This is a genomic window from Photobacterium makurazakiensis (assembly GCF_050336715.1).
In the GTDB taxonomy this organism is placed as follows: Bacteria; Pseudomonadota; Gammaproteobacteria; order Enterobacterales; family Vibrionaceae; genus Photobacterium; species Photobacterium makurazakiensis.
On record NZ_JAKJSJ010000010.1, the window covers coordinates 239,133 to 252,049 of the forward strand.

The 12,917-nt window shown below is 43.6% G+C and carries 16 protein-coding genes; 14 read left to right on the plus strand and 2 right to left on the minus strand.

Annotation, left to right across the window (positions count from 1 at the left end; translation table 11 throughout):
* Positions 1 to 38: 38 nt before the first annotated feature.
* Both L4D09_RS03595 and L4D09_RS03600 read left to right on the plus strand, forming a co-directional pair.
* On the plus strand, positions 39 to 533 hold the full coding sequence (locus tag L4D09_RS03595) for a chemotaxis protein CheW (RefSeq protein WP_428456118.1): 495 nt from the start codon (positions 39 to 41) through the stop codon (positions 531 to 533).
* Positions 533 to 967, plus strand: a complete 435-nt coding sequence (locus tag L4D09_RS03600) for a DUF2802 domain-containing protein (RefSeq protein ID WP_428456119.1) — start codon at positions 533 to 535, stop codon at positions 965 to 967. Before L4D09_RS03595 ends, L4D09_RS03600 begins: the two co-directional genes overlap by 1 nt.
* Before the next feature lie 12 nt (positions 968 to 979).
* Here the strand turns inward: L4D09_RS03600 and L4D09_RS03605 are convergent, their stop codons facing one another.
* On the minus strand, positions 980 to 1,270 hold the full coding sequence (locus L4D09_RS03605; RefSeq protein ID WP_428456120.1) for an EscU/YscU/HrcU family type III secretion system export apparatus switch protein: 291 nt from the start codon (positions 1,268 to 1,270) through the stop codon (positions 980 to 982).
* Complete coding sequence (locus L4D09_RS03610) at positions 1,267 to 2,160, minus strand: hypothetical protein (RefSeq protein ID WP_428456121.1); 894 nt, start codon at positions 2,158 to 2,160, stop codon at positions 1,267 to 1,269. Before L4D09_RS03610 ends, L4D09_RS03605 begins: the two co-directional genes overlap by 4 nt.
* Positions 2,161 to 2,267: 107 nt before the next feature.
* Here L4D09_RS03610 and ccmA point away from each other — a divergent pair, with 107 nt between their 5' ends.
* The 12 genes from ccmA to L4D09_RS03670 all read left to right on the plus strand — a co-directional run.
* A complete protein-coding gene (ccmA, locus tag L4D09_RS03615) occupies positions 2,268 to 2,918 on the plus strand; it encodes a cytochrome c biogenesis heme-transporting ATPase CcmA (RefSeq protein WP_428456122.1) in 651 nt (216 codons plus the stop codon).
* Between the two features lie 10 nt (positions 2,919 to 2,928).
* Positions 2,929 to 3,597 carry a heme exporter protein CcmB gene (gene ccmB / locus L4D09_RS03620; protein ID WP_428456123.1) on the plus strand — a complete coding sequence of 223 codons (669 nt, stop codon included), beginning with the start codon at positions 2,929 to 2,931 and terminating at the stop codon, positions 3,595 to 3,597.
* Between the two features lie 307 nt (positions 3,598 to 3,904).
* A complete protein-coding gene (locus tag L4D09_RS03625) occupies positions 3,905 to 4,636 on the plus strand; it encodes a heme ABC transporter permease (protein WP_428456124.1) in 732 nt (243 codons plus the stop codon).
* A gap of 7 nt (positions 4,637 to 4,643) precedes the next feature.
* Positions 4,644 to 4,850, plus strand: a complete 207-nt coding sequence (gene ccmD / locus L4D09_RS03630; RefSeq protein WP_428456125.1) for a heme exporter protein CcmD — start codon at positions 4,644 to 4,646, stop codon at positions 4,848 to 4,850.
* On the plus strand, positions 4,847 to 5,332 hold the full coding sequence (ccmE, locus tag L4D09_RS03635; RefSeq protein WP_428456126.1) for a cytochrome c maturation protein CcmE: 486 nt from the start codon (positions 4,847 to 4,849) through the stop codon (positions 5,330 to 5,332). Before ccmD ends, ccmE begins: the two co-directional genes overlap by 4 nt.
* Positions 5,332 to 7,323, plus strand: coding sequence for a heme lyase CcmF/NrfE family subunit (locus L4D09_RS03640; RefSeq protein WP_428456127.1), 1,992 nt, complete (start codon positions 5,332 to 5,334; stop codon positions 7,321 to 7,323). Before ccmE ends, L4D09_RS03640 begins: the two co-directional genes overlap by 1 nt.
* A complete protein-coding gene (locus tag L4D09_RS03645; protein ID WP_428456128.1) occupies positions 7,323 to 7,877 on the plus strand; it encodes a DsbE family thiol:disulfide interchange protein in 555 nt (184 codons plus the stop codon). The genes L4D09_RS03640 and L4D09_RS03645 overlap by 1 nt, the downstream gene beginning before the upstream one ends.
* Positions 7,874 to 8,422, plus strand: a complete 549-nt coding sequence (locus L4D09_RS03650) for a cytochrome c-type biogenesis protein (RefSeq protein WP_428456129.1) — start codon at positions 7,874 to 7,876, stop codon at positions 8,420 to 8,422. Before L4D09_RS03645 ends, L4D09_RS03650 begins: the two co-directional genes overlap by 4 nt.
* Complete coding sequence (gene ccmI, locus L4D09_RS03655; protein WP_428456130.1) at positions 8,422 to 9,636, plus strand: c-type cytochrome biogenesis protein CcmI; 1,215 nt, start codon at positions 8,422 to 8,424, stop codon at positions 9,634 to 9,636. Before L4D09_RS03650 ends, ccmI begins: the two co-directional genes overlap by 1 nt.
* A 359-nt stretch (positions 9,637 to 9,995) precedes the next feature.
* Positions 9,996 to 10,838 carry an MlaA family lipoprotein gene (locus L4D09_RS03660; protein ID WP_428456145.1) on the plus strand — a complete coding sequence of 281 codons (843 nt, stop codon included), beginning with the start codon at positions 9,996 to 9,998 and terminating at the stop codon, positions 10,836 to 10,838.
* 70 nt (positions 10,839 to 10,908) lie between these two features.
* Complete coding sequence (locus L4D09_RS03665; RefSeq protein WP_428456131.1) at positions 10,909 to 12,132, plus strand: CDP-glycerol glycerophosphotransferase family protein; 1,224 nt, start codon at positions 10,909 to 10,911, stop codon at positions 12,130 to 12,132.
* A gap of 89 nt (positions 12,133 to 12,221) precedes the next feature.
* Positions 12,222 to 12,917, plus strand: a 696-nt coding sequence (locus L4D09_RS03670) for a hypothetical protein (protein ID WP_428456132.1), incomplete at its 3' end; no start/stop codon positions are given.

Consider the following 12,917-nt stretch of genomic DNA (forward strand, 5'->3'; position numbering starts at 1 on the left):
ATATTCAAGCTGCAAATTAGGTTAAATGAGGAAACAGCATGTCTCAGGTGAGTGTCGCCGAAATACAAAAAGAAGACGGTAACGATCAGGTACTGCAATGGGTTACTTTCCAATTGGAAGATGAAACATACGGTATCAATGTCATGCAGGTACGCGAAGTACTGCGTTACTCTGAAATTGCCCCTGTACCAGGTGCGCCAGATTATGTACTGGGTATTATCAACCTACGTGGTAACGTTGTTACAGTGATTGATACCCGTTCACGTTTTGGCTTAATGCAGGGTGAGATTTCTGATAATACCCGCATTGTGATCATCGAAGCTGAAAAGCAAGTGATTGGCATTTTAGTGGACAGTGTGGCAGAAGTTGTTTACCTGCGCAGTTCAGAAATTGATAGCACCCCAAGCGTGGGTACTGAAGAAAGTGCTAAATTTATTCAAGGGGTGAGTAACCGCGATGGTGAGCTGCTGATCTTAGTTGACTTGAATAAGCTGCTTTCTGATGACGAATGGGACGACATGGCGTACCTATAATGTTTGAAATGTTGTTGCAATGGTTACCGCTCGCGGTATCGGTATTGGCTGTATTTATCGCATGGCTAATGGTCAAACGCGAGCGTTTGGCACGCCAGGCGCTTGAAAGTAAATTTGCAGCGACGGAAACCGTATTAAAAAATGCCCGTCACCAGCATGAAAGTTTGCTGAAGCAATTTAATGAATTGCGTGCTGGTACAATGGGCATGAGCCAAAAATTGGCGGATATGGCTCAGCATTTAGAAGTGATTGCTGACAGGCAAGGTGAAATGGCCATGCAAGACCCTGATGGCAAGCTTTACAGCCGTGCCAGTAAAATGGTTGAGCTTGGTGCTGACGTAAACGAATTAATGGAAGAGTGCGATCTGCCAAAAGCGGAAGCCGAATTACTGCTTCGTTTACAGCAAAAAATGGCTCAGCCTCGTCGCCGCTAGTTAAACCGTCGATTAAATAGCTTCATCAATACCTGTTAACCCTTCCCACCCGGGCGGGGTTTTTCCGTTTAATAGCCATGAGAAAGCAATGAGCTCGGCAATTACACGGTATAGCGGCTCGGGTATATTGTCGCCAGCCTCTAATTGGTTGAGGTACGCTGATAAGGCTTCGTCTTGGTGAATGAGCCCCCCTTGCTGTTTCACTTGCTCAATAATGTGCTCTGCTAATGCGTCATACCCTTTGGCCGCAACGGTAGGCGTATTGTTGCCATTGTAATGTAAAGCGATCGCGCGTTTAGTCATACTTTCACCAAAATGCCTGCTGTTAGAGTGGGCTCTGATCCCGTTGTAGGAACGACATTAAATTGCACCGATTTGGCAGTAAGGCCCAGTTGCTCTAAGCGTGCGAGTAAAAAGGGGCTCAATTGCTCGGTACGGTCGATTAAAGCTTGGCTTTGTGACTCAAATTTAAGGCCGAACTGGTGGCCGTCCCACTCTGCAATTGCCTCAAGATCATCGTTAGTCGCCATTGGTAACGTTAGCTTCACTGTCCACTTGGGCTTTCCTTGGCCAGGTTTAGATGTTGCCTGCGGTTGTCGCTGGATCCACAACTTCGCTTCTTTACCTGTCTGTTGCAGTAACGGCCAGTATACCAGTACAACTTCAGCATCTTTAGTCGTGGGTGGTGGAGCCAAACGCTGTTCAGCCGCCAGTTTCAGCAGCGCAATAACCTCTTCTTGCTGCTGTTGTGGTAATTGGCCGAGCCATTGATGTAATGGACTTTGTGGGTTTTTCGTTTGCAGCAGTAGTTCAATCAGCGCACTTTTACCAGCACCTTGTTGAAGCCAACGAATAAGGTGGGCTTGGTTGGCTGGTAATAATAATTGCGACAAAAGCTGACTAATAGACGAGGGTGGCGAGCTTTTTTCTACTGTGAAAGCGAGAGGCAGAGTTGTAAATAGTCGTTGCAAAACATTCATTTGCTGTAATAACTGGCCGATCTGACTTTGTTTAGAGTTCTGGGGGGTTATGGCTGTACTGTTGGTTGGTTGTTGTGTATTTAAGGGTGGAATTGTGCGCGCTGTAGCATTTATTGAAGTTTTTAATTCATCTTGTGGCACTTTTTTTACATCGGCCTGTCCATTTTTAGTCTGTAATTGAATGGACGGCTGATCACTACGAATAGAGTTCACAATAAATAACCTTAGGGAACAGTCAATAGGGTCTTGTCGCTAACAATCGATAGGGCCGCTGTGGTATTATGCAAGCCTAATTGTGTCACTTAGGATACATCATTTTTATGTTGTCTGTTGAAGAGTTAAGTTGTACCCGAGACGAAAGGGTACTGTTCGAGAATTTGCATTTTTCGGTATCAACTGGCGAACTTGTCCAGATTGAAGGCCACAATGGTGCAGGTAAAACAACCTTGCTGCGTATACTTGCAGGGCTCGGACGGGCAGATGGCGGAAAGGTATGTTGGCACAATGAAAATATTGAAACGGCACGTGAAGATTACCACCAAGATTTATTATTTCTAGGTCATCAAACTGGGGTTAAGCGTGAGCTGACGGCTTTTGAAAACTTAGCTTTTTTTGAAACCATGCACGTGAGCAACGAAGGTAGTGACTTGGCCGGAGAGCCTAAAGTCAGCGGCGATACTAGCTTGTGGCAAGCACTTGCGCAGGTTGGCTTGGCTGGGCGAGAAGATGTGCCAGCAGGTCAGTTGTCTGCCGGACAACAGCGACGTGTCGCATTGGCGCGCTTATGGCTGAGTAACCATAAGTTGTGGATTCTTGATGAACCACTAACGGCGATTGATAAACAAGGGGTAAAAGTGCTTGAGCAACTTTTCCTTTCCCATGTAATGCGAGGTGGCATTGTGATTTTAACTACCCACCAAGACATGTTTGCTGATAGCAACCATTTAAGAAAAATAAAATTGGGGCAGTAGGGTAGGGATGATGTTAAGCGCTTTAACACAAGTTATTCGTCGAGAGTTGTTGATTGCATTCCGGCGTCAGGCGGATGTTTTTAACCCTCTGTGGTTCTTTATTATTGTGATCACCTTATTTCCGTTAGGTGTGGGGCCAGAGCCGAATTTACTGGCAAGGATTGCACCGGGCATTGTCTGGGTTGCGGCATTATTAGCGGCCTTACTATCGATGGAGCGGTTGTTTCGTGATGATTTTGTTGATGGTTCGCTAGAGCAAATGCTGCTGATGCCAACACCGTTACCGGTACTGGCTTTTGCTAAAATGATCGCGCATTGGTTATTAACCGGTGTGCCACTGCTGTTGATCAGCCCGTTATTGGCGATTTTGCTGTCATTAGATTGGGCAACTTGGAAAGCCGTGGTGCTTACGCTACTTATCGGTACGCCGACTTTAAGCTTTCTAGGCGCCATTGGTGTCGCATTGACTGTCGGTTTGCGAAAAGGTGGGGTTTTATTGAGTTTGCTCATATTGCCGTTGTACATTCCTGTGCTTATATTCGCAACCTCTGCCATCGATGCAGCCAGTTTAGGTATGCCTTACAATGGGCAATTGGCACTGATGGGGGCGATGTTAGTCGGTTCGGCGACCTTGTCTCCGTTTGCTGTGGCAGCGTCATTACGTATAAGTGTTCAATAATAAGACATCAATGTGCAATATATGATTACAATTAAGTGTAATTAGCTTTGTCTCATGAGACCGGAACTCATGAGACAATTTGAGCAAGAACAAGGAAGCTGGCGTTATTGTTTTGAATACCCCCTAAGGAGTATTTAACTTGCTTGGTCGATCTGGATAAGTAGGGGCTTATTCCTGCCTCAATCTGATGGGTCAGCAAAAAATAATGATGATTAACGTTGCTAATGGTGAAGTTTTATCTTGTTTGGAGAAACCAAACACCGTTAAGCAAGCGTACTTATAACTATTACATGAGTAGAGCAGAATTATGTGGAAGTGGTTACATCCCTACGCAAAAGCAGAAAATTGCTATCGCCTGTGCGGTACCTTGTTGCCTTGGTTTTCAATCATAGCCTTAGTTTGCATCTTGATTGGATCGGTGTGGGGGCTAATGTTTGCCCCGACAGATTATCAGCAAGGTGACAGTTTCCGAATCATCTATTTGCATGTGCCTGCAGCCATTTGGTCGATGGGAGCTTATATGTCGATGGCGATTGCTGCATTTATTGGCATCGTTTGGCAGATACGCCTGTCTGATCTTGCTGCACTGGCAATGGCACCTATAGGTGCTGTGTTTACCGTGATAGCGCTATTAACGGGCGCGATTTGGGGTAAGCCGATGTGGGGCGCATGGTGGGTATGGGATGCTCGCCTAACATCAGAATTGATCCTGTTATTCCTCTACCTTGGGGTTATTGCGTTATATAACGCTTTTGACGATCAAAAAACGGCAGCAAAAGCCGCGGGTATTTTGGCGATGGTTGGTGTGATCAACCTGCCGATCATTCACTTTTCAGTAGAGTGGTGGAATACCCTGCACCAAGGTGCAACGATTACAAAATTTGATAAGCCATCGATGGACACCAGTATGCTCTGGCCGCTGCTGTTAAACATCGTTGGTTTTGCTTGTTTCTTTGGTGCACTGACTTTGGTTCGCCTACGAAACGCAATTATTGCCCGTGAAAGCCACCGCCCTTGGGTGCGTGAATTGATGAAGTGAGGCCCCTATGCATTTTGATTCTTTTAGTGACTTTTTAGCGATGGGTGGCTATGCCCCCTACGTTTGGGCTGCCTATGGCATTTCATTTGGTATGCTGCTTTGGCTGATTATTGCTAGTCTGACCACCAAGCGTCGCATATCAGCGGAAATTAAGAATAAAATTGCGCGCGAGCTGCGCATTAAAGAAGCGGAAAAACTGGAGAACACACTATGAACCCGAGACGTAAAAAGCGCCTGACGTTGGTACTGGCGCTAGTCGTTGGCCTCGGTGCAACAATCGGTCTATTGCTGTATGCACTTAATCAAAATATGGATTTGTTCTATACCCCGACGGAACTCGTAAACGGTAAAGCTGATGGTTCAAAACCGTATGTTGGTCAACGCTTGCGTATCGGCGGTATGGTGGTTGAAGGTTCCGTAAATCGTGATCCTAAATCACTTGAAGTGAGCTTTGATGTTGCTGATGTGGGTCCTTCAGTGACTGTTCGATACAACGGTATTTTACCGGATCTGTTCCGTGAAGGTCAGGGTATCGTCGCACAGGGTGAATTGATTGATCCAACAACAATTGTCGCTCATGAAGTGCTTGCAAAGCATGATGAAGAATACATGCCAACAGAAGTTGCAGAGGCAATGAAAAAAACGCATGAGCCACTGCAATATACTGATAAACAACTACAAGGCAGTACACAATAATGATTGCTGAAATAGGCCATTTTAGTTTGATAGTGGCGCTGGGTCTGTCGATCCTCGTTGCTGTCTATCCTTTATACGGCGCAACAGTGGGTAATCAAGCCCTGATGCGCATGGCTCGCCCGCTAACACATGGTATCTTCGCAATGACATTAGTGTCATTCGTTATTCTGTGCTGGAGCTTTTACACCAACGACTTTACGATCACCTATGTGGCGAGTAATTCGAATTCCATGTTGCCTTGGTACTATCGTATCTCTGCAGTATGGGGTGGCCATGAAGGTTCATTACTGCTTTGGGCTTTGATCCAAGCGGGCTGGGCAGTAGCGGTGGCAATTTATAGCCGCGGCATGCCACTTGAATCATTAGCGCGTGTATTGTCTGTGATGGGCATGATCGCCATTGGCTTCTTCCTGTTTATCATTGTGACGTCAAACCCATTTGACCGTACATTGCCATTCTTCCCGGTTGATGGGCGAGATTTGAATCCACTACTGCAAGATCCGGGTCTGATCATTCACCCGCCATTGCTTTACATGGGTTATGTTGGTTTCTCTGTTGCATTCTCTTTTGCTATTGCATCGTTAATGACAGGTCGTCTTGATACGGCTTGGGCGCGTTGGTCACGTCCGTGGACAATTGCTGCATGGTCATTCCTAACACTAGGTATCGCGCTAGGTTCATGGTGGGCTTACTACGAACTTGGCTGGGGTGGCTGGTGGTTCTGGGATCCAGTAGAAAACGCTTCTTTCATGCCTTGGCTTGCGGGTACGGCATTAATGCACTCATTAGCCGTGACAGAAAAACGTGGTACGTTCAAAGCATGGACGGTACTACTAGCGATTTCAGCTTTCTCATTGAGCCTATTGGGTACGTTCCTGGTTCGTTCTGGTGTTTTGGTATCGGTTCACGCATTCGCTTCTGATCCGGCGCGTGGCATGTTTATTCTTGGCTTCCTGGTTGTTGTGATCGGTGGCTCGCTATTACTGTATGCACTACGTGGTGGGCAGATTCGCTCTCGTGGTAACTACAGCCTGTTTTCTCGTGAAAATTTACTATTAGCCAATAACTTATTATTGGTTGCCGCGCTATTGGTTGTGCTGATTGGTACATTGCTACCACTGGTACATAAACAAATTGGCTTAGGCTCTGTGTCGATTGGTGTGCCATTCTTCAATACCTTGTTTACTTGGTTGATGATCCCATTTGCCTTTATTTTGGGTATCGGTCCACTGGTGCGTTGGAAACGAGATAGCATTTCTAGCATCAGCAAGCAGATGATGATCTCAGGTGCGGTGACACTGCCTTTTGCTTTCCTCTCGATCAAACTGTTTACTCAGCGCCTTGAGCCAATGGCTGTACTAGGCATGGCAATGGCAACTTGGATTGTTGTAATGCATGGCTTTGAGCTTTATGAGCGTGCCACGCACCGTCATACCTTCGTAAAAGGTCTGGGTAAACTAGGCCGTAGCCACTGGGCGATGGTACTGGGCCATATCGGTTTAGCTGTCAGCGTTATCGGTATTACCTTAGTGTCGAATTATGACATCGAGCGCGATGTACGTTTGGCCCCTGGTGAATCAGTGAATGTTCAAGGCTATGACTTCTACTTTGCCGGTCTGCGTGATGCCGATGGTCCTAACTATGACGGTTACATTGCCGATTTCGACATTACTCGTGACGGCAAAGCAGTCACTACTCTGCATGCTGAGAAGCGTTTCTATACGGTAGCGGGTTCAATGATGACAGAGGCCGCGATTGATAGTGGTGTTACTCGTGATTTATACATTGCTATGGGCGAAAAGCTGGGTGATGGTAAATCATGGGCAGTGCGTATTTACTTCAAACCATTTGTTAACTGGATTTGGTTTGGTTCAGCATTGATGGCGTTGGGCGGTGCATTTGCGATAAGCGATAAGCGCTACCGTTTCCGCAAAACGGCTAAGTCGGATAGTAAGTCGGCAACGGCTAAACAAAAGGCAGAAGCGAACTGATGAACAAGAAGTTACTTTTTATTCCGCTGATCTTCTTTTTGGGGCTGGTTTTGATGTTCATGAACCAGCTAAGCCGCAATGCAGGCGGCGATGATCCAACGAAGTTGGAGTCGGTCTTAGTTGGTAAGCCAGTACCAGAATTCAAGCTAGAAGACTTGGTTGAAGCTGGCAAGCTGTATGAGCAAGATATCTTTACTGGTGAGCCTTTACTGTTAAACGTATGGGCGACATGGTGCCCGACCTGTTATGCCGAGCATACCTACTTGAACCAGTTGGCCAGTGAAGGCGTTAAGATTATTGGCCTGAACTACAAAGACGAACGCTTAAAAGCAGTGCGTTGGCTAAATGAATTGGGTAACCCGTATATTCATAGCTTGTTTGACGGCAACGGTATGCTTGGTATGGATTTAGGCGTATACGGTGCACCTGAAACGTTCCTGATTGATGCTGATGGCATTATTCGCTATCGCCATGTTGGTGATGTGAATGACCGTAATTGGAATGATAAACTCAAGCCAATGTACGATGCCATGATTGAGGAGGCGAAGGGATGATTAAACTTTCTCGGCGTTATGCTCAGCTACTGCTTGGCCCTATTCTAGCGCTAGGTGTTGGCTTTGGTGTGATGACAATATCTGCCACGCCAGCGGTAGCAGCCATTGATATTTTAGAGTTTAAAGACGCACAACAAGAAAAAGACTTTCGTGAGTTGACCATGACACTTCGTTGCCCGAAGTGCCAAAATAACAATATCGCAGACTCGAATGCTGAACTGGCGCAAGATATGCGTGCTAAAGCCTTTGATTTGCTGAATGAAGGTAAGAGCAAGCAAGATGTTGTTGATTATATGATTGCGCGTTACGGTAATTTTGTTACCTATAACCCACCAATCATGGCGTCGACCATTATCCTGTGGGCCGGTCCTCTCTTGTTTATTGTGATTGGTTTTACTGTTCTCGTTGTTCGCTCGCGTAAAGCAACAGATGTGCGCGTTGAAGCATCACCGCTGGAAGATGACGAGCAAGAGCGTCTTAACGCCTTGATGAAAGAAATGGAACAGCAAGAAACAGTAACCCGCCAAGATGGGAAGGTGAAGTAATGACTTTGTTTTGGATGATCACAGCCTTCTTGGTATTGATTGCTGGCGTGTTGTTTGTTGTACCTATGTATAAGGGTAAAGAACAAAATGACGACGAAAGCCGAGACGAGCTAAATAAAGCGTTCTTTAAAGACCGCATGGATGAACTGAAAGAAGAAAACAGCGAAGGCTTGGTGGTAAACCAAGATGAGCTAGTTGCCGAGCTTCAGCAATCATTGTTAGACGATGTACCCGCACAAGCAGCGCAGGCTAAAAGCACGGTTAGTCCGGTAATGCTGATCCCTGGTTTGTTAGTACTGGTGTTTGTTTGTTATGGCATGTACATGCAAACAGGTAGCCTTGATAAAGTTATTGCATGGAAAGAAACCGTTTCACGTTTGCCTGAATTGTCTCAACGCTTGATGGATGAGCAGGGTGCAGACCCGCTAAGCGATCAAGAGATGGACGATATTACGCTAGCACTGCGTACGCGTTTACACGACAATCCTGATGATGCCACTGGCTGGTTGCTATTGGGTCGTATTGGTATGGCGAACCGCGATGCTAACACGTCACAGGAAGCGCTTGAGCGTGCTTTCCGTTTAGATCCAAATAACACCGAAGTACAGTTAAGCTACGCGCAAACGCTAATGATGATTGGTGACCCAGCGCAGAGCGAGCGAGCTCGTTTGTTATTACGTACGGTGATTCAGCAAGATCATACCAACCTACGAGCAATGTCTCTGCTAGCGTTTGATTCGTTTGAAAAAGGCGATTACGAACAAGCTGTTGCTTATTGGACCATGATGAAAAAGCTGGTGGGTGAAGATGATCCGCGCGCTGAAATGTTAAATCGCAGTATTGAACGTGCGCAGGCGCAGCAGAGTCAAGGTGAAAACACCGCAACCTCGGTATCTGTAACAGTCGAATTAGCACCGAATGTTACACTACCGCCACAAGGATTGGTGTTTGTCTCTGTCCACTCCTCTGACGGTGCACCAATGCCGATTGCAGCGAAGCGTTTACCGTTATCAGCCTTTCCGCTAACGTTAACGCTGGATGATAACGATAGCATGATCCCTGAGCGTCCAATGACATCATTGCCTGAGTATATTATCAAAGCACGTATCGATGCTGATGGTAGCTTAATGAGCAAAGAGGGCGATTGGTACGGCCAGAGTGATGTCGTTGTTTTAGGCGGCTCTGCTAACGTAACCATTGATAAGCAGTATTGATATAACAAATTAGTGCTGCGCCCCAAACCATAAACTGGTAAATTGTTAACAGGCTGAATACTATTGTAGTATTCAGCCTGTTTTATATTTACGGGTACTCGTCATAATGTATCGCGGGAAAGGTTGTATGGTGGTTGGTATGAGTGTTATGTATATGTGTGTAATCAAAGGATTGAGACAATCACATCGCTATGGATAAGGCATTGAGCAGAAAACATCATATTGTACTCTTTAGCGTACTCGCTTTAACAGCGTGTGCAGGCTCATCGCGTGAGGAATCGCGTGAATCAAAGATAGAGCCCATCACCGCAGAACCGCAGGTGCAATCAATCGTGCCGCCTCAAGAAGAGACTGCCGTCATCGACACCGTAGCTGTCGTGAATGCAGAGAGTAGCGCCGTCAGCTACGATGACAACGTCAGTAACAACGATAGTTACAATGGTAATAGTGCGTTTGATGATGAAACCGATGCAGAGCTTGAAGCGGAAATTTACGAAGAGCTTGAGGCCAGCGGTGGCGAATACAATGTATCGGGCGTATATGATCCGCTCGAAGGCTTTAACCGCGCGATGTGGGATCTTAACTACAACTACCTAGACCCATATCTAGCCCGTCCAGTTTCACTGGCTTATGTCGACTACACGCCGTCAGCATTGCGAACGGGGATAAAAAACTTCCTAGCTAATCTTGATGAACCTGCCAGCATGGTAAACAGCATCATCATGCTAGAAGGTGAGCAAGCCGTTACGCATTTTAACCGCTTCTGGATCAATACTACCTTTGGTATTGCGGGCTTAATTGATATTGCGTCTGCTGCCGATATCCGTAAACCTTCAGAACGTGCCTTTGGTGATTCAATGGGTTACTACGGTGTAGGTAACGGCCCATACTTTATGGTTCCACTGTATGGTCCAGTCACGTTACGTGAAGGCGTTGGCGACACCGTTGACGGCTTATATTTTCCACTTACCCTGCTTAACTTTTGGCAAGGCCTAGGCAAGTGGGCTTTCGAAGGCATGGAAGACCGCGCAGCACTGGTACAGCAAGAAGCGTTACTGAGCGACTCGCCTGATCCATATATCTTTACCCGAGATGCTTACATACAAAACAAGAACTTCCGTGCCCACGGCAGTAAAAGCTTAGACGAAGAGCCTGTTGATGAAGAATATCTAGATGATTTCTTGGATGAAGTAGATGAGTAATATAAAATGAACTTTTTAGCATTAAGGCTGCTTACTGTAGCATTTATACACTTGTAATAATTGAGTTGATATGAACTTACTATCATATATAAAACGTTTTCTTTCAAAAAATAGTTATTTGGATTTTGTATCTAAATTTATTGTGGTAAATGTATCACAAATGATTTTCTCATTGAAATATAATAGAATAAATATTGAAAATGAAACTATTGTATTTGAGTGTTTCCAAGGAAGGAATATCTCCGATTCTCCTTACGCAATATATAAAAAAATAATTGATGATTATGGTTCTGAAAATTATAAATTTATCTGGGTACTTGATAAACGTGATAATGCGTCACAAGAACGAGTTATAAAGAACAAAAATACAAGTTTTGTTCTTTATGGCACAAAAGAATACGATGAAGTTTATGCTAAATCGAAATATTGGGTAACGAATTGCCGTTTGCCCTTTCGTATAAAGAAAAAAATAGAGCAAAAATATATTCAATGTTGGCATGGAACCCCTCTTAAAAAGTTGGGTCATGATATTAGTCAAGGAGCTAATGCTATAAATAGCCTTTTGGGGCTAAAGTATGGTTACCATGTAGATTCTGTTAGATATGATAAATTTATATCGCCAAGTAGATATGCCACTGAGTGCTTTTATAGCAGCTTTAAAATACAGAAAGAAATCATTTTAGAACTAGGTTACCCAAGAAACGATTACCTCGTGAACAACAAGCATAATGAAAAAGAAAAGAATCGAATTAGAAACTCCTTAAATATAGGCACTGATAAAAAAGTTGTGTTATATGCTCCAACTTGGAGAGATAATCAATTTTCATCAAAAATAAATAGCCATTTCTTCGACAATAGATTAGAAGATGAAAAATTCTTAAGTGAATTTGGAGAAGAATACGTCTTTATTTTCCGTGGGCATTATTTTACTAAAACCGCTGAAGATAACTTATTTTTTATAAATGTATCTGAATACAATGATGTTAATGAATTGTATTTAATCTCGGATATATTGATAACAGATTACTCGAGTGTATTTTTTGACTACGCACTACTTGAGCGACCAATCCTCTTTTTTATGTACGACAGAAGTCAATATGAAAATGAGAATAGAGGATTTTACATTGATGTCGAAAGTCAGTTACCAGGTCCAATATGTGAAACAATAGATGAACTTGTTTCGGTGATGAGAAATATGCCAGAAAAGGCACTTAACCGAGGGTTCAATGAGCTGTATAATCCATACGAGGATGGCGATTCTACAAAACGGGTTGTTGAAGAAGTCTTTAATTAGAGTAGCTATGTCTAAATCAGTTACTATTGTTATAAAGCTGATTAATATGATAGAGTAAAAAATTAATTTATAAATAGTAAGTTATTAAAATGAAGTTATTAATAAATAAAATAAATAAAAAAGTCAAGCACTTACTAAGCGCTTCAAGGTTCTATTTTTTAAACCATAATGAGTTATCATTTAAAAAATCTTCTCTTGATGAGACTGAAGCTCCCGAAAATTTGACAATCTTTGAGGAAAAGTCTCATTTTATTTCATTATTTAAAAGTTTAAATAAATTTTTCTTTCTTGAGAAAACTAATGGTTTAACTACCTTATGTACATTAAAAGGGAATGAAATTTATTTCCTTAAAAGCCTTTTTGAATTATCTTATAGTAATGGCTACATTCTTAAGAAAAAATCAGGGAAGACATTCAATAATTTAAGCATTGATATAGCTTTAATGGGAACAAGGCAGCGGTCGTTAATCATTGTCGAAAATTCAAATAATCACTCAAGTTTTCATATTATGATTGAATTTTGGAAAGATTTTGACGATTTTATATTGTCACCCTCACCTAATCCTATTTCTAGAAAGGTTTGGAAAAGAACCTTAGATGAACATAATATATTAAAACCTGGTCGAGTTTCAAATTTGTCAGAAATTGTGGATAATAGGCTTGCGTATGATTGTGACTTTGATGTCGATTATGTTTTAACTTGGGTCAATTCAGATGATCTTGATTGGCAAAAAATATATGCTGAACATAAGCCTGGGTTTACAGTTGATGGAAATAGTTTATCG